General features: G+C 47.3%; 17 protein-coding genes. 12 read left to right on the forward strand and 5 right to left on the reverse strand.

Annotated elements, in window-relative coordinates; all coding sequences use genetic code 11:
• From metG to J7K79_RS08330, 11 genes are all read left to right on the forward strand, one after another.
• Positions 1 to 794 (forward strand): methionine--tRNA ligase subunit beta (metG, locus tag J7K79_RS08280; protein WP_296907435.1); only part of this gene is annotated, 794 nt, incomplete at its 5' end.
• A gap of 13 nt (positions 795 to 807) precedes the next feature.
• Positions 808 to 3,225, forward strand: a complete 2,418-nt coding sequence (gene gyrA / locus J7K79_RS08285) for a DNA gyrase subunit A (protein WP_296907437.1) — start codon at positions 808 to 810, stop codon at positions 3,223 to 3,225.
• The gene (locus J7K79_RS08290; RefSeq protein ID WP_296907440.1) at positions 3,222 to 3,599 is read left to right on the forward strand and encodes an archease; all 378 of its coding nucleotides are present in this window, start codon (positions 3,222 to 3,224) and stop codon (positions 3,597 to 3,599) included. The genes gyrA and J7K79_RS08290 overlap by 4 nt, the downstream gene beginning before the upstream one ends.
• The gene (lexA, locus tag J7K79_RS08295) at positions 3,596 to 4,189 is read left to right on the forward strand and encodes a transcriptional repressor LexA (protein WP_296907441.1); all 594 of its coding nucleotides are present in this window, start codon (positions 3,596 to 3,598) and stop codon (positions 4,187 to 4,189) included. Before J7K79_RS08290 ends, lexA begins: the two co-directional genes overlap by 4 nt.
• A 15-nt stretch (positions 4,190 to 4,204) precedes the next feature.
• Positions 4,205 to 4,546: an anti-sigma factor antagonist gene (locus J7K79_RS08300; protein WP_296907444.1), complete on the forward strand. Its 342-nt coding sequence runs from the start codon at positions 4,205 to 4,207 to the stop codon at positions 4,544 to 4,546.
• Positions 4,543 to 4,974 (forward strand): ribose 5-phosphate isomerase B, encoded by a 432-nt coding sequence (rpiB, locus tag J7K79_RS08305; protein ID WP_296907446.1) that lies wholly within the window; start codon positions 4,543 to 4,545, stop codon positions 4,972 to 4,974. The genes J7K79_RS08300 and rpiB overlap by 4 nt, the downstream gene beginning before the upstream one ends.
• On the forward strand, positions 4,964 to 5,758 hold the full coding sequence (locus tag J7K79_RS08310; protein WP_296907448.1) for a 50S ribosomal protein L11 methyltransferase: 795 nt from the start codon (positions 4,964 to 4,966) through the stop codon (positions 5,756 to 5,758). The genes rpiB and J7K79_RS08310 overlap by 11 nt, the downstream gene beginning before the upstream one ends.
• Positions 5,728 to 6,240 carry a DUF501 domain-containing protein gene (locus J7K79_RS08315; RefSeq protein WP_296907450.1) on the forward strand — a complete coding sequence of 171 codons (513 nt, stop codon included), beginning with the start codon at positions 5,728 to 5,730 and terminating at the stop codon, positions 6,238 to 6,240. The genes J7K79_RS08310 and J7K79_RS08315 overlap by 31 nt, the downstream gene beginning before the upstream one ends.
• The gene (gene panC / locus J7K79_RS08320; protein ID WP_296907452.1) at positions 6,237 to 7,079 is read left to right on the forward strand and encodes a pantoate--beta-alanine ligase; all 843 of its coding nucleotides are present in this window, start codon (positions 6,237 to 6,239) and stop codon (positions 7,077 to 7,079) included. Before J7K79_RS08315 ends, panC begins: the two co-directional genes overlap by 4 nt.
• A 6-nt stretch (positions 7,080 to 7,085) precedes the next feature.
• Positions 7,086 to 7,559 (forward strand): metallophosphoesterase, encoded by a 474-nt coding sequence (locus tag J7K79_RS08325; protein ID WP_296907455.1) that lies wholly within the window; start codon positions 7,086 to 7,088, stop codon positions 7,557 to 7,559.
• Positions 7,556 to 8,500, forward strand: a complete 945-nt coding sequence (locus J7K79_RS08330; RefSeq protein WP_366932611.1) for an ExsB family protein — start codon at positions 7,556 to 7,558, stop codon at positions 8,498 to 8,500. The genes J7K79_RS08325 and J7K79_RS08330 overlap by 4 nt, the downstream gene beginning before the upstream one ends.
• Positions 8,501 to 8,571: 71 nt before the next feature.
• Here the strand turns inward: J7K79_RS08330 and J7K79_RS08335 are convergent, their stop codons facing one another.
• From J7K79_RS08335 to J7K79_RS08355, 5 genes are read right to left on the reverse strand one after another with little or no spacing between them, the layout of a single operon-like run.
• Positions 8,572 to 11,523, reverse strand: coding sequence for an alpha-L-rhamnosidase (locus J7K79_RS08335; protein ID WP_296907458.1), 2,952 nt, complete (start codon positions 11,521 to 11,523; stop codon positions 8,572 to 8,574).
• Complete coding sequence (locus J7K79_RS08340) at positions 11,520 to 12,944, reverse strand: rhamnulokinase family protein (protein WP_296907460.1); 1,425 nt, start codon at positions 12,942 to 12,944, stop codon at positions 11,520 to 11,522. Before J7K79_RS08340 ends, J7K79_RS08335 begins: the two co-directional genes overlap by 4 nt.
• Positions 12,941 to 13,651, reverse strand: a complete 711-nt coding sequence (gene rhaD, locus J7K79_RS08345) for a rhamnulose-1-phosphate aldolase (protein ID WP_296907463.1) — start codon at positions 13,649 to 13,651, stop codon at positions 12,941 to 12,943. Before rhaD ends, J7K79_RS08340 begins: the two co-directional genes overlap by 4 nt.
• Positions 13,648 to 14,790 carry an L-rhamnose isomerase gene (gene rhaI, locus J7K79_RS08350; RefSeq protein ID WP_296907466.1) on the reverse strand — a complete coding sequence of 381 codons (1,143 nt, stop codon included), beginning with the start codon at positions 14,788 to 14,790 and terminating at the stop codon, positions 13,648 to 13,650. The genes rhaD and rhaI overlap by 4 nt, the downstream gene beginning before the upstream one ends.
• Before the next feature lie 5 nt (positions 14,791 to 14,795).
• Positions 14,796 to 15,140, reverse strand: a complete 345-nt coding sequence (locus tag J7K79_RS08355; protein ID WP_296907469.1) for a sensory rhodopsin transducer — start codon at positions 15,138 to 15,140, stop codon at positions 14,796 to 14,798.
• A gap of 106 nt (positions 15,141 to 15,246) precedes the next feature.
• On the opposite strand from J7K79_RS08355, the gene J7K79_RS08360 reads away from it, so the two are divergent.
• Complete coding sequence (locus J7K79_RS08360; protein WP_296907471.1) at positions 15,247 to 16,005, forward strand: DeoR/GlpR family DNA-binding transcription regulator; 759 nt, start codon at positions 15,247 to 15,249, stop codon at positions 16,003 to 16,005.
• Positions 16,006 to 17,060 lie beyond the last annotated feature (1,055 nt).

A 17,060-nucleotide genomic window follows, 5' to 3' on the forward strand; every position in this document is an offset into this window, starting at 1 on the left:
AGTACTTCAACGGCAAACTTCCTTCTCCATCGAACGAAGAAGGTCTCGACAGTTGGTTGAAGGAAAGGTTCTTCGAACCGAAAAATGTGTACTGCGATCTCATGGATTCCTACAGGCTAACAGAGGCGCTGGATAAAATATGGGAGTTTATAGCAGATGCGAACAAATATTTCAACGATACAAAACCCTGGATCCTGGCAAAAGAAGGAAAATTGGAGAGACTTGGAACGGTGCTTTACAACTCACTTGAAGCTGTTTTTAAAGTGGCTCTGATGACACTACCTGTGATGCCAGACACCTCGCAAGAAATCTTCAGGAGAGTTTCTTTTGATGAGAACCCTCATAGAGATCATCTTGAAACCTGGGGAGTTTTGAGAGCAGAGGCGAGTGTGCACCATGGAGAACCTCTATTCAAGAAAATAGACACGAAGACGTTCAAAAAGGTGGTGGAGACAGTGTCGATTGAACAGAACCTGATCACCATAGACGATTTCGCGAAGGTGGATCTCCGCACCGCCAAGGTTCTCGAAGCTGAAAAGATTCCGAATTCCAGGAAGCTCATCAAACTGATCGTCGACCTCGGAACGGAGAAAAGACAGATAGTTGCTGGAGTGGCCGAATATTACAGACCCGAAGAGCTCATAGGAAAAACTATCATTGTTGTGGCGAACCTGAAGCCGGCGAAACTCATGGGAATAGAGTCTCAGGGAATGCTGCTTGCTGCAAAGACCGGTGACACTTTGAGACTTCTGACCGTTGACGGAGATATCACACCGGGTGTCAGGGTGTCTTAACGGAGGGATGTGAATGCCGGAAATTCTGATAAACAGACCGATTGAAGACGAGCTCGTTGATTCATACCTTCTCTATTCGATGAGCGTCATAGTGGGAAGGGCCATCCCCGATGTAAGAGATGGCCTCAAGCCGGTTCAAAGGCGTATTCTGTACGGAATGTACGAGCTTGGGCTCACCCACAACTCGTCGACGAAAAAGAGTGCGAGGATCGTCGGTGAAGTGATGGGTAAGTACCACCCCCATGGAGACGCTCCGGTCTACGATGCTCTTGTGAGGATGGCCCAGCCTTTCACGATGAGGTATCCCCTCATAGAAGGACAGGGGAACTTCGGGTCGATAGACAGAGATCCCCCTGCTGCTATGAGGTACACGGAAGCAAGGCTCACCAGACTCGCAGAGGAAATGCTGGAGGACATAGACAGGAATACGGTAAACATGGTCGACAACTTCGACGGTACATTGAAGGAACCCGAAGTACTCCCCTCGAAGGTGCCAAATCTCATAATAAACGGTGCCTCCGGTATAGCTGTTGGAATGGCCACCAACATTCCTCCGCACAATCTATCGGAAACTGTGGACGCTCTGGTGTACCTGATAGACCATCCAGATGCCAGTGTTGAAGATCTCATGCAGTTCATCAAGGGGCCGGACTTTCCTACAGGGGCTGTGGTTGTGAACGGTTCGGAGTTGAAGAAAGTTTACGAAGAAGGAAGGGGCAGGATCGTAGTCAGGGGGAAGGTACACGTTGAGGAAGGAAAAGGAAAGAAACTGAAGAAAATCGTGATCACGGAGATCCCGTACGGTGTCAGCAAGGCGGGTCTCATAGAGCAAATAGCAAAACTCGTAAAAGACGACGAGTCTCTTCCTGTAAGAAATATAAGGGACGAATCTGACAAACGCGGAATGCGAGTCGTCGTGGAGATACCGAAAGATGCCAACGAAGAGATCATAATAAACAACCTCTACAAGAGAACTTCCCTTCAGGATTACTTCAATGTACAGATGCTGGTCATAGACAAGAACAAGAGGCCAAGGTTGATGAACCTGAAAGAACTGCTCGATGCGTTCTTGGAACATCGGTTCGAGGTCATCAGGAGAAGAGCCGAGTATGAGTACGAAAAATACACCAAGCGGGCTCACGTTGTAGAAGGTCTTCTGAAGGCGACAAGAGCAATAGGAGTGGTGGTCGACATTATCAGAAACAGCAAAGACGTGGAGTCGGCCAAGCGTTCCTTGATGGAAACTCTCGAGATAACCGAAGCCCAAGCTAAGACGATTCTCGATATGAGGCTTTCAAGGCTCACTTCCCTTGAAATAGAGAACCTCCAGAACGAGTACTCGGACCTGGTGAAGAAGATTTCAGAAGTGAAGGAGGTCCTCGAAAAGGACGAGAAAGTAAGGGAGATAATGAAGAAAGAATTCCTCTACCTGAAAGAGCGCTATGGTGATCCGAGGAGAACCGAAATCACGGACGAGGAGATCAAGTACGATGTGAAAGAGCTCATTGTGGAAGAGGACATCGTTATCACACTCAGTCACAAGGGATATCTGAAGAGCACTCCTTTGAGCAGTTATAGATCGCAGAGGCGGGGAGGAAAAGGGGTCACCGTTTCAAAACTTTCGAAAGACGATGAAGTGGAGTTCGTGGCCGTTACAAGGAACACCTCCTCGACCCTCTTCATCACCAACCTCGGAAAAGCTTACGTTCTGAAGAACTACCAGATCGAGACAACCGGCCGAAACACGCGTGGAAAACACATCTCTGCTTTCCTGAACCTTAAGGACACAGAGAGGATCGTTGCACTCGTTCCTTTGAACGGTAAAGGAAAGGATCTTGTGATCGTCACGAAGTCTGGAAAGATCAAAAGAACCGCTCTTGAAGAGTTCGAAAACGCCACCAATAACCGTGGTGTAAGGGCGATCAAGATAGAGTCGGCCGACGAAATTGTGAGTGTCAGGGTGAGCACCAGCGAAAAAGAGACACTCGTGGTGGCAACAAGGCTGGGCATGATCATAAGGTTTCCTGTAAGTGATGTGAGGAGGATGGGAAGGAACGCAGCCGGTGTTCAGGCCATAAGGCTCCAGCCAGGGGATGAGGTTGTGAGCATGGACGTTGTTCCCTTGGAAGAGGGGGAAATTCTTACGGTGACCGAGAGGGGATTTGGCAAGAGAACTCCTGTTCAACTTTACAGGGTTCAGAAGAGGGGTGGAACAGGCCTCAGGAACATCTCCGATGTGAGTAAGACCGGTCACGTGGTGGCTGTGAGGTACGTGAAAGGAGACGAGGAGATCGTTGTGGCCACAAAAAACGGTATGATGATAAGAATACCTGTTTCAGAGATCGGTGTCATCGGAAGGGTAACAAAGGGTGTAAAACTCATCGAACTCGGTAGCGACACCATTTCTAAGGTGGCGGTGGTGAAAGATTGAGAAGACAGATCGAGCACACTGCTGATGTGGCTTACGAAATATCGGGAAGGTCTTTTCTTGACCTTTTGGAAGAGGCGAAAAACATCCTCCTTGAAGAGGAAAGGATCGTTTTCGGTGAGGGTGAGGAGAAAGAGAAAATCTATTCATCTGAAGAAACAGAGGACAACTTTTTCGACACAGTGAACGACTGGATACTCGAGATTTCAAGGGGATGGGCTCCCTGGCGTGTGGAGTTTATAGAAGATGGCATCAGAACGGTTTTCAAGAAAATCAGAAAAAAAGAGGGTACAGAAGTAAAAGCACTCACCTATCACCTTTTGAACTTTGAAAGGGAAAATGAAACAATAAAGACGAAGGTGGTGTTCGACACGTGAGGGATCTCACCCAGAAACAAAGAAGTGTTCTGCTTTTCATAGAAGAGTTCATAGAAAAAAACGGCTATCCTCCTTCGGTGAGGGAGATCGCCCGTCGTTTCAGAATAACCCCCCGGGGTGCTCAGCTTCACCTGATTGCTCTTGAGAAAAAAGGCTACCTTGAAAGGAAAAGTGGGAAACCAAGAGCTCTGAAGGTCGTCAGGAGGATCAGAAATAGAGTACCGCTGATCGGGGAAGTCAGAGCAGGAGAGAAAAGAGAAGCGGTGGAGTATCTTGAAGATTATATGGATGTTCCGAGTGCTTTTCTTTCTCCAGGTTATGAGCACTTCCTTTTGAGGGTAAAAGGCGAGAGTATGATAGAAGAGCATATCTGTGATGGGGACCTCGTTCTTGTGAGGAGGCAGAGCTGGGCTCAAAATGGAGATATCGTAGCCGCGATGGTGGAAGGAGAGGTTACTCTGAAGAAGTTCTTCCAGAAGGGTGAAATGGTCGAACTGAGACCGGCCAACAGGGAAATGACTTCTATGTGCTTTCAGGCGGAGAAGGTGAGGATCCTCGGGAAAGTGGTTGGGGTGTTCAGAAAGCTGTAAGGGGGGGGATAGGACGTGTTTCCTTACAAGATCATGGATGGAGTTGTGATACTTATGCCGAACAAGGAACTGAACATAGAAAACGCTCACCTCTTCAAAAAATGGGTGTTCGATGAGTTTCTGAACAAGGGGTACAACAAGATCCTTCTCATGCTGTCTGACGTGGAGAGTATAGACAGCTTCAGCCTCGGAGTTATTGTGAATATTCTGAAGAGCGTGAACAGTATGGGAGGGTTTTTCGCCCTGATATCCCCCAATGAGAAGGTGGAAAGGGTGCTCTCGATAACAAACCTCGATCGGATCGTGAAGATATACGACACAATATCGGAAGCTATGGAGGAGGTGCTGAGGAAGTGAAAATAGCAATCGCATCCGATCACGCTGCGTTCGAACTAAAAGAGAAAGTGAAAAACTACCTCCAGAACAAAAGCATCGAGGTGTTGGATCACGGAACACATTCTGAAGAATCCGTCGACTACCCGGATTACGCTAAAAAAGTCGTGTGCTCTGTCCTGTCGAACGAGGTGGACTATGGGATACTGCTTTGTGGTACAGGACTCGGTATGTCGATAGCGGCAAATAGGTACAGGGGCATAAGGGCAGCCCTCTGTCTCTTTCCAGAAATGGCAAAGCTGGCGAGATCACACAACAACGCAAACGTGCTCGTTCTTCCGGGGAGACTCATCGGGCCGGAACTCGCTTTTTGGATAGTCGACACTTTTCTTTCAACGCCCTTCGATGGTGGAAGGCACGAAAGGAGAATAAGAAAGATCGATGAGGTTTAGGGAACTGGTCTTTCCATTGAGAATGAAAGAAGAGGAACTGCTGGAAAGATTTTATCAGGAAGAATTCTTCTGCTTCGTGATAGAAGAAGACAAGAGAGGAAACAGACTGCTCAAAGTGTATCTTCAGGAATGGGAAACTCTTCCTTCTTTTTTGAGCAATTGGAAACCTTTAAACGAGAAGGTAACCACACCAAAGGACTGGACAGTTGAGCTGGAACCCTTCGAGATTGTGGAAGGTGTGGTGATAGATCCCACGGAGAAGATGGTGAGAAGGGATAAAATCGTGGTAAAACTCTCTCCAGGAATCGCCTTCGGAACGGGTCTTCATCCCACCACCCAGATGAGCGTGTTCTTTTTGAAGAGATACCTGAGAGAAAACAGTAGAGTCCTCGATGTTGGCTGTGGGACTGGAATCCTTGCCATCATTTCAAAAAAGCTCGGTGCATCCTTTGTAATGGCGGTGGATGTGGACGAGCAAGCGGTCGAGATAGCGAAGGAAAACGCTTGGAAAAACAATGTAGACATGATCGTGAAGAGGTCCGATCTTCTTATCGAAGTCGAGGGTGTTTTTGATCTCGTTGTCTCCAACATTCTTGCGGAGATCCACCTGAAACTCCTCGAAGACGTGAACAGAGTCACGCACGAGGAATCCGTTTTAATCCTTTCCGGTATTGTGGATACAAAGGAAGATATTGTCAGGGAAAAAGCCCGGGAAAAGGGATGGAGCCTTTTAGAAAGGAAGCAGGAAAGAGAATGGGTGACCCTCGTGATGAAAAGATCGTAGAATGGCAGCTGGGCAGAAAAATCACAAACATGAGACGAGTAGCTTTTCGGTGCCCTCACGGATACCCGGTCGTCATAGAGAGCTTCCCTATCAAAGATGGAAAGCCCTTTCCTACACTCTACTGGCTCACCTGTCCCCATCTGAAAAAGGAAGTCTCGAAACTCGAAGCCCAGGGTTATATAAAGAAGTTCGAGGAAAAGTTAGAAAGGGAAAGGGAACTCCAGCAAAGGATGAAGAAAGCGCACATTGAGATCATAAAAAAAAGAGCAGAGCTTCTACCGAAAGATCATCCTTTCCATGAACTTCTTATAAAGGTGGGAAGTGGGGGTATCAGGAACTTTACCAAGTTGAAATGTCTTCACCTTCATCTCGCAGACTACTTGGCAGGGGTGAACAATCCCATAGGAGAAATGGTATGGAACCTCGTGGAAAGGAAATTTTGCGAAGAGATTCTCTGCAAGTCGGGGGAGGCGAGAAAATGAAGATCATAGAGACCGTAGAAGAAATGAAAAGATTCTCTGAAGAGATGAGAGAGAGAAAAAAGACAATCGGCTTTGTTCCCACCATGGGATACCTCCACGAAGGACATCTGTCACTTGTAAAACGAGCAAGGGCGGAAAACGACGTGGTCGTGGTGAGCATCTTTGTAAATCCTACCCAGTTCGGGCCCAGCGAAGATTACGAGAGGTATCCAAGGGATTTCGAGAGAGACAGAAGACTCCTCGAAAAAGAGAACGTGGACTGTGTTTTTCACCCGTCTGTGGAAGAGATGTATCCACCTGACTTTTCCACTTACGTTGAGGAGGCGAAGCTTTCAAAACCTCTGTGTGGTAGATCCAGACCCGGCCATTTCCGCGGGGTGTGCACGGTGGTCACAAAGCTCTTCAACATTGTAAAACCACACAGGGCGTATTTCGGTCAAAAGGATGCACAGCAGTTCAGAGTGCTGAGACGAATGGTGAGGGACCTGAACATGGATGTTGAGATGATAGAGTGTCCCATAGTGAGAGAACCAGACGGTCTTGCAATGAGTTCGAGAAACGTCTATCTCACGGCCGAAGAAAGAAAGCAGGCTCTTGCCCTGTATCAGTCTTTGAAGATCGCAGAAAATCTTTTTTTGAACGGTGAAAGGGATGCTACTCGAATAAAGGAAGAAATGATCAAATATCTGTCCAAGTTCAACAAGGTAAGAATAGACTACGTAGAGATCGTGGATGAAGAAACGCTCGAGTCGGTTGAGAAGATCGATCGGAAAGTGATTGTTGCAGTTGCCGCCTGGGTTGGGAAAGCAAGATTGATAGACAACACGATATTGGGGTGATCCACCGTGAAGCGGTTCCTCGTGATCTCCGACTCGCACGTTCCTGTACGAATGTCAGGTCTTCCCGATGAGATCGTAAACGCTTTGAAAGAATACGACGGAGTGATAGGACTTGGGGACTACGTGGATCTCGATACGGTGATTCTCTTGGAAAAACTTTCCAGGGAATTCTATGGAGTTCACGGAAACATGGATTATCCGGATGTAAAGGAGCACCTTTCGTTTTCTAAGGTGCTCCTTATGGAGAGTGTGACCATCGGAATGTGCCACGGCTGGGGCGCTCCCTGGAACCTGAAAGAACGTCTCCTCAGAGTATTCAACGAAAAGCCGAAGGTGATTTTGTTTGGACACACGCACGAACCTGAAGACACCACGAAAGCAGGAGTGAGATTTTTGAACCCCGGAAGCCTTGCTGAAGGTTCTTATGCCGTTTTAACTCTCGACGGAGGTGAAGTGAGATTCGAGTTGAAGAGACTATAAGAGAAATCGTTGAGGACATAGAAGAAACTGTAAAAGACGGCAAACTCTACGTTGCCTTCTCTGGAGGAAAGGACAGCTCCCTCGTTGCAATCCTTGCGAAGATGGCCCTCGGAAAAGAGAGGGTAGAACTTGTTACCGTTGACTGGGGACCTTATACCTACGAGAGGTCCAGACAGATCGTCCGAAACTTCGCTGAAAAGTACGGGTTGAAACACACCTTCATCTCGTCAAATGGACTTCAGGAGAAGGTTTGGAGGTATGGACCTTCCTGCAATGCCTGTACGAGGAACGTGAAGACACACCTTGTGAAAGCGTACGCGGGTAAACATCTTGTTGCAAGCGGTGCCAATGCCTCGGACAGCTGGGGAAAAGCGGGCCTGAAGGTCTTCGATGGGGTTTACTCACCCCTTTACAGAGTAGGAAAAGCCGAGATAAACGCTATGTTGGAACACCTCGGTATAGAGGTGAAAAAGATAGGAGAATCTGCTGGAAGAGAAGGCTGCAAGCTTAAGCATCTTTTGAAGATGCTCATAAATCCGAATTATCATGGAAAAGCGGTCTCGGTGGCAAACGAGATCCTTCTGAACATACTTGAAGAACACAACTTCACGCCAGAACTCGCCAACGTGAAGATCGCGGGACCCCTTTCCAGAAACGTCGCACTGGTGAACGTGAAACCTCTTCCACCTGGGAAGATCGTCGAAAAGATCGTCGAGAGACTCTCAAGAGAAGAAACGATAGATGAAGTGGTGGTTGTCGACAAACCCATTAAACTTTTCGTTCTTGCGAATCCCGCGATCTACAGAAATGAGGCGTCAAGAAAGTGGGTGAAAGAGGGCAGGCTTCAGCCGGAGTTTGCTTTCCCCATAGAAGTGGAGTGGAAAGAATCCAGGAACAACAGGTTGAGAACCTTCCAGGTGATCGATTACAGGAAGGAGTGAAACGATGGCGTTCAGATGCCCGCTTCTTCTCTTTTTGAGAAAAATCTTCAGGTTCAAAAGAAAGCCGAGGTTCATAGTGAAGAAGAACTGAGTACGACGGCATTTTCCAGGCCGAACGGCAGGAGAATGTACCTGTCCGTGTGACGCTCAAAGTCGATGAAACTCCACGGTTTTCTGAATGACTCCTCAAGAACGTCCACTTTGTGGTTTGCCTCTATCAAGTTGAAAAGCGTGTTGGTGAGAACAAGCTTTAGTTCGTTTTTTCCATCGTGAAGAGCATCCGTGATCTCCATCATGAACGGTTCCCAGAAGAGATTCCTCACGAACTTCCCGTTTAGAAACACCTTCACCGATGCGGCCTTCACATTGTTCAGTTTGAGGAAGTATTTTCTTCCTGGGTTCTTTTTCATCTCAAAGATTCTTTTCAGTGTGAAGGAACCTGCGTAGAATGGAAATCCGCTCTGTGTGATGTCTCTATGGTCCGGTGCTTTCGGTGCATCGATCACGTACCTCGTCCCGTCCACGTTCACGAGGGAAAAATTCCCAACAAGATAGATCGTCTCCACCTCCGTGGGTCTGTGATTCTCCGGATCTTTCACCTTCTCGTGACAGCCGGGCCCTGTGATGTTGTTGCTCTTTCTTCCTTCTAAAACAACGATGTTGTTTCCTTCTTCGACGAACTCTGTGATATCCATCTTCCCGAAGTTCACGTCCAGGAAACACTCTTCCTCGTTGAAAGCACAACCTTTCCTTTTGAACGTTACCTCGTGACCGTTCACCGTGATTTTGTCGAGGTTTTCCGCACACTCGACGACAAGAAAGAGTTTCCCGGGCTTTTTCCTAATCTCAAACGAATACACTACCCTGAACGGAGTTCCCTCCGGCAGTCTATAAAACTCGTACCAGATCTTTGAAACGTATTCATCCCTGAAAACCTTTTCATTCGCTTCGAAGACATCTACCCTGTCCACCGGCAGAACGTTGTAGCTGTCCATTTCCACATCGAACTCGCAGAACACCTTTTCAAGTTCGAATTTCCTTTTCAGAACCACACCCGTTGTGATCACACTTCTTCTCTGTGCTGGAATCTCTTCGTCCGTTACCCAGATCACCAGGCTCGATGCCGGATGCATGGTGAACTCCCTTTCCCTCAATTCCACCATAGCAAAGCCGAAAATATCGATCGCGTAGATATGTTTCTTTTCCTCTTTCAACCTCATTTGACAATGAACTTCCCGATCGATGTCTGTGTTCGCAAGAAAGAGAAGGTACGAACCGTCTTCGAACAACCTTTTCTGTGCAATCACGGACCTTGCGTTCTTTCCCGTTTTTTTGTCTGTAACCTCAACGGAGGCAACGTTCCTGAGTGATTCGACAAGATCCTGGAGATTTTCAAAAACACTGGCCTTTTCGAGAAACTCCGGTCTTTCCCTTCCTCCCTCCACCCTCTCTGGGAGGAAGTTCCCATCTTTCAAAACGAAGATCTTTCCGCCGTTCTTCGAAAATTCATTCAAAAGATCCACCGTTGAACGTCTCAGGTTCAGCAGGGGCGGGATCATAACGATGTCGTACTCGTAACTTCCCACCGCGAGTCTTCCTTCCTTCACTTTCCCGTGTCTCGAGAGGATTGCTTCATCACCGAGGTGGAAATCTATTCTATTCGAGACGAGTTCTTTCACGGTCGCGTCGAACGATTCGTTGAGTCTATCGATCTCATCGTCGAACTTCGAATACACACACCACGCAGAAGTGATCGGATGGATCACCAATACCTTCACTTCTCTCTTTCCATGTGTCAGTAAGTAATTCAACCTGGCAAGGTAGTCAGAGAATTGTTTTTCGTTCTCCCACCAGGGCTGCTGGTAGAAGAGATTCGGTGGATAATCCCTCTTTCTTTCTCCCCTCATCGAGTAGAGGCTGAGATGCGGATTTATGTAAGTGATCCCAAGAACAGCCTGCCAGTCCGCGATCCACTTTCTGTGGAGGAAACTCACGTGCTGACCCGCTGTGCCGAACGTTTCGCAGAGCACCCGTTTCTTTCCCAGCTGCTCCGCCACCGAAGATACCTGTTTTATCGTGACCACCTGCTTCAGATGACGTGCCAGTTTGTCAACCCCCGGTATTTGCATGTACTCGTAGTGTGGCATAGCAGCTCCGACCCACTCAACCTGTTCTCTGAGCGTGTCCTCCGCCATGTAATGACCTGTCATAGCGATTCTGTTCTCTTCACACCACCTCGCGTAAGGTATCGTGAAATTTTCGATGAAAAGAGCAGTTGCAACGTCGAAGAAATCATACCGCACTTTCATGTAATCTCCCGTGTTGAAAAAGAGTTCTTCGAAATGTTCTCTGATGTCATAACCCTTCCTTTTCAAAAACTCTTCCGGGAATTGATCTGTCCAGGGAAGAGTGGGATTTTTCGGATAGTGAACCCTCAGATAAGTGGGTTCGTCGGTGAAGATCCCCGGAATCGAAATACCGAAGAGCTCACCACACATCTTCTTGTACTTCTCGTGGGTTGATCTGATGAACGCTTCCGTGGTTTCTTTCGAGAGAAGATCCACATAGCAGGTACCGTTGAACCAGGGATCTCCCAGTTTCATCGTGCGCTTCACAACGAAGAGCTCTTCATTGTTCCTTTTCACCTTTCCCAGCACTTCATCCTCAGGTTCGATCTGGTCTCTTCTCAGGAGCGCAAGAAACTTATGACGGTATCTAGGGCTTTCGAGTGGAACAGTTCCACCTGCAAACCCGGAGGGCCACTTGTCTTCGTCGTAGAGCCAAGCCAGCATACCGAGCTTTCTGGCATGTTCTGCACAGCTTTTCACAAGTCTCATCCATTTGTCGGAAAGGTACTCCGTCACGAGGCCCACTCTTGAGTGTATGAAAAAACCACCGTATCCTTTCTTGTGCATCTCGTCTATCTGTCTCAACAATTCTTCTTCACAGAGTTTGTCGTTCCAGCTCCAGAACGGAGCAGGCCTGTACCATACGCCGGGATCTCTCAGCTCCTCCAGGTTCATACTTCCATCGCCTTGTACTTTCTCCACTCTTCGTACTTTTCATCCCACTCCTCTGAATTCTTCGGCTCGAAGACTTTCAGCTCGAAGGACCTCCTCACGATTTCTCTTGCCTCGTCGAGATCCTTTATCTCCCCCATGGCAATGAACTGGGCGAGGGCGTTCCCAACTGGAGTAGCATCAATGGGGCCGGCGATCACAGTTTTTCCCGTTGCGCTCGCGATGAAATCCATCAGAAGATCGTTTCTCACTGCCCCTCCCACAATGTGTATCTTCTCATACCTTTTCCCCGTGAGACTTTCTATCTGTTCCACGATCCACCTACTGTTGAAGGCGAGGGACTCAAAGATGAGACGGGAGATTTCTCCTATGTTGTCCAAAACCCTCTGACCTGTCTTTTCGAGGTAATCTCTGATTCTCTTCAACATGTTTCCAGGGTGGAGAAATTCTTCTCTGTCCGGATCAAGGAACACCTGGAACTTCGGGCTATTCTCAGCAATCTTCACGATATCGGAGTAATCTCTTCTCCACACCCTGTTGCATTCCTCGAGTAACCACATGCCCGTTGTGTTCTTCAGAAATCTAATTTTCCCGTATCCTCTTTCGTTCGTGAAGTTTCTCTTCATCGCTTCCTCTGTCAAGAGGGGTTTGTTCAGCTCTGTTCCTATGAGAAACCAGGTTCCAGAGCTGATGTAGATTCCATCTTCTTCGAACGGCACGGCCACGACAGCGGAGGCAGTATCATGACAGGTGGTAGCGATCACTTTCACATTCCTCTTCATCCTGCATTTTCCCAAGACAGTCCCTGGTGGTACCACTTCCGGGAAGATTTCAGTTGGGATGGAAAGCTTTTCCAGAACGTTGAAGGCCCACTTTTCTTTCGGAACGCTGTAACATTGAGAGGTACTGGCGATTGTCTGCTCACTCACCATTTCGCCAGAAAGCCAGAGATTGAACACGTCAGGTATCATCAGAAAACCACTGGCGATCTTCAGGAAAGGATCACCTTCGAGTACCATTGAGTAGAGCTGGTAGAGCGTGTTTATCTCCATGAACTGGATCCCTGTTTCTCTGTAGACTTCTTCCTTCGGCACAACCTTGAGCACTTTTTCCATAACCCCTTTTGTTCTGATGTCTCTGTAGTGGTATGGAAGGGAGATGAGTCTTCCTTTCCCGTCGAACAGTGCAAAGTCCACTCCCCAGGTGTCAATCCCCACAGCCTGTGCATCCGACGATTCCAGAACGCTTCTTATCTCCTCGTAGAATTTCGGAAGGTTCCACAGAAAGTGTTCTCTATCTCTTCCTGGAAGAAAAATCCCTTCCGTTCGAAACCTCTTCAACTCCTTCACCGTTAACTTTTCTTTCAACGCTACCTCATAGATCTTCCCGTTCGTTGCCCCAAGATCTATTGCAAGCACCTTCATAGCCATCCCTCCGGAACACCCGTTGGATCCCTTCCAAGGCTGAGCACCTTCAGGAGGATCTCCGCCGCCTTCTCCAGGATCTCGACTTTGTCGTAGGCCTCCGAGACGTCTTTTCCGAACGCGACGACCCCGTGTTTGTCCCACAGGACGGCGTCTTTGCCCTGGGACTTTTCAACAGTCTTCAAACCGAGCTCCACACTCCCCGGTTTTTCGAACTCGATCACAGAGATCCCTTGTGGAAAAAAGATGAGGACCTCCGGATGTATCCTCATCATCTTCGACAAGAGCGTGTGAAAATCTTTCAGGTTCATCAGCGTGAGAAGGTTCAGGGGGTGTGTGTGAACGATCGCTCTTTTCTCCGAGTTCATCTCCTTGAACCTCGCTTGGATCATCAGATGCGTTGGAAATTCGCTGGTGGGTTTCCCTTCTCCGTGGAGTATCTCGTAGTACTTTCCGGGAAGGATGTGGAGAAGGCAGATCTTGCTTTCGTCCTCGCAGATTTCTCTCATTCTCGATCCCGTTGCTGTGATCAGAAGGTACATCTCAGGACCATCGTACTCGAAACCATACGCCTCCACAGACTTCACTTTGTAACTGGATGGCACTTCATCGACCCGAACAGAGATGTTTCCCGCGTTTGCCTCAGAAAGACCTTTCATAGCAAGCCAGTAAGCAATCTTTTGAATCTCCTTTACAACTTCTCTCATCTTCTCTCTTCCCTTCTCTTCTTCATGTAGTCTCCCTTCCTGAATTTTTTTATCGGATCTTCCGGGAGGTTTTTTCGCTTTCTGTACTCCCTCAGAAGAGGTCTCACATCCGTTCGGAAGGCGTCCAACAAGATCTCCTCTGCCTCCACCACATCGCACTTTCTCTGGGCCTCTTTCAGGCATTCTTCGTCGATGAGGAGAGCCTTTGCAAAGAGTTCCTGAGCCACCACAACGGATTGTATCATCGCGAGGATTTTCGGCTTCGTGATGTGCGCCTGATCGAACATGAGCACAACTTTCTTTGCGAAATCTGAAAGCTCGGGGTCTCTCCTGGCGAAGACGATCTCTTTGAAGATCAGGAACACCTCGTAAGGGTTTATGGAAGCAATCGTGAGGTCGTCGTCCGCGTACTTTCTGTTGTTCAAATGAAACCCACCAAGTTTTCTCTCCGAAAGCAAGGTTGACACGATGTACTCTATGTTCGTTCCCTGGGCATGGTGTCCCAGGTCAACAAGCACAAGCGCCCGCTCGCCCAGTTTCTCCGAGAGGAGATAACTCGTTCCCCAATCTGGTATATCCGTGTGATAGAAGGCAGGTTCGAAGAACTTGTACTCTATGAAGAGGTACATGTCTTCTGGCATGCTTTCGTAAATGTATTTAAGAGACTCTTCGAGTCTCTTCTTTCTAGAACGGAAATCGTCCTGTCCAGGATAGTCCGTTCCGTCTGCAAGCCACAGACTGATCACCTTCGAACCCGTTTTCTCTGCTATATCCACACATTCCATCACGTGTGCGATCGCTTTCTTTCTGGTCTTTTCACTGGGGTTGGTGAGGCTTCCATACTTGTAGTCTGGATCCTGAAAGAGATTTGGGTTGATGGCTCCTATCTTCAGGCCTTTCTCTTTTGCGAACTCCTTCAGCTCTTCCCAGTCCTCCACCCTGTCCCAGGGAATGTGAAGAGCAACGGAAGGACAACAACCTGTGAGTTCATGAACGAGTGCCGCATCCTCTATTCGTTCGAAAACGTTGCGGGCAGCTCCTTCTTCGTGGAAGACGGCAAACCTCGTTCCCGTATCACTGAACGCCCAGGAGGGAAGTTCGAACTTCAGCTCATCCAGCTCTTTGAAAAACTTCTCCATGGTTATCACTCCTCCCAGTAGCCAATTGTTGTCATCAAAGTGTGATGGTCCTTTCCTACATCGAGACGCGAAAGTTGCATAACAACAGGAACAGAACTTTCTGCTACAATGCTGTATGGTGTACATCGTGGTATACCTAATCTATCCAGTCTTAAATGTAGACTCCTTTTCGGGAGTACTGTTATCTCGTGAATCTCTGGATCTTTGTTTTCAAAAAGAAATTGGATCTTTATCCTCGCGGTTTCCTCGCTTACGTTCACGATACACAACGACTCGTGGGAGACAAGATAACCCTTTTTACCACCTGGGATGTACCCATCGGGGAAGTACCATCTTCTTGCACCATTCATTTTTTATCACCTCTGAGTATGAATTCAAACATAAATTTATCATAAATTAATCACAAAAGTCAACGATATCTGTGATAAAATCTTTCGAAAAGGAAGGAGGGATAACGTGAAAGAAGAGCGTTTAAAAGAAATTCTCGAGTTCGTCGACAGAAACGGTTTTGTCAGCATGAAGGATCTTCAAGAGAAACTTGGTGTTTCAATGATCACCGTGAGAAGAGATGTGGCAGAACTGGTGAAGAGGAATCTGGTAAGAAAAGTACACGGTGGCATCAGAAAAGTGAACTATTTCGAGAAAGAAACAGATTTCATGAGGAGGCTCTCGATAAACAGGGAGGCGAAGGAAAAGATAGCTCAACTCGCTCTGGACTTTGTGAAAGACAACGACATCATCTTCCTGGATGCAAGCACCACAGCACACATCTTCGCAAAGCACTTGGCTTCATCTCAAAAATCTGTCCATGTCATAACGAACAATCTTCTCACTGCTATGGAGCTCTCGAGGAATCTTAATATAAGCGTTATCCTCCTCGCAGGAAAAGTGAACCCAGAAAACCTTGCTGTGGAAGGATCTCTGACGATAGAATGCGGAAAGAACTTCTCTGTAAAAAAAGTATTCGTTTCTTGCAGAGGTGTGACAGCAGAAGAAGGAACCTATGAAATAAACACAATGGAGATGGGGATAAAGAAGATCTTCGTTGAAAAAGCAGAGGAAATACTCGTTCTTGCTGATTTCAGTAAGTTAGGCAAGAGATCTTTGGCTCATTTGATACCTACAGAAAAGATCGATTACCTGATCACGGAAAAGAAACCACCGGAGAACCAGTATGAAATATTCAGGGAAAAAGGTGTGGAAGTCATCCATTGAAAGGAGGTAGCGAGACGCCTACTATTACATTCGTAGGAGCGGGGAGTGCAAGGTACACGAGGCGGCGTTTCAAAAAATGGGAAAAGTGAGGGATGACAGCACGAGAGAACACAAAAAAGAGGTGATATAAAGATGGAAAAAAATATACACATACATATTGCAGACAAGAAACCTCACAAGAGCAAACACCATAGCCATATCTTCCCTGCACGCTGCACTATACCCAGATAGCTTCATCTTCAAATTCCCAAACAATCCTTCTATCTCATTATCTTTCCTCGTATTCCTCCCATTCCACATCTTCCTGTCTCAATACACTCAACCAACTTGTACTTTCCTTTTGACACAACCACCTTACCTCTTTCACCTTCCTCACCTGTACTTCTCTCATCCAGTGTGGCCTTTTTTCTGTACCCTATCCCTGTACCATCCACTATGATTGTCTGGACAGACTCACCTTGCGAGGGAGATTATCATCTCCCTTGCTTTATTTTCCATATCTTGCACATTGTTTTTGAAATAGCCCCCTGGAGATGTTGATTTTAGAACCGCTGAAACGATAAAATACTATTCGGTTATTGCGAAGACAATAAAGGAAGACACAAACCGAGCAGTTTCCATTCATCTTGCTAGAGGATGGACAGATGCCCCTCATGAAATAGATCAGTATGTAGATTTTCACACATATCAATCCGGTCACGACAGACATCATCAGGAACTCACCTGGAAACTGGCTCAGGAATTTTTATAAGATAAGAAAGGTAAAACGGTGAGATTTGTTACGAAGGAATTGAATACAAAGGAGACGGATACAGATTCGATTCGTTTGATGTGAGAAAGGCTCTCTGGCGATGCTTTCTTTCTGATTTTTTTTGCGGGAGTGGGTCATGGCGCTCACGAAGTCTGGAACTGGTGTGAGGTTGCTGAGGAAGATACTGAAAGACATCTTTCACATGGAAGGGAGCACCCAAAATGAGAGAGAGCAGGAGATGTCTATTTTGTAAGTTGGTTGATAGAAAAGTTCGATTTCTTTGACTTAGAGCCTGACCAAAGTG

The sequence above is a fragment of the Thermotoga sp. genome (genome assembly GCF_021162145.1).
Lineage (GTDB): Bacteria > Thermotogota > Thermotogae > Thermotogales > Thermotogaceae > Thermotoga.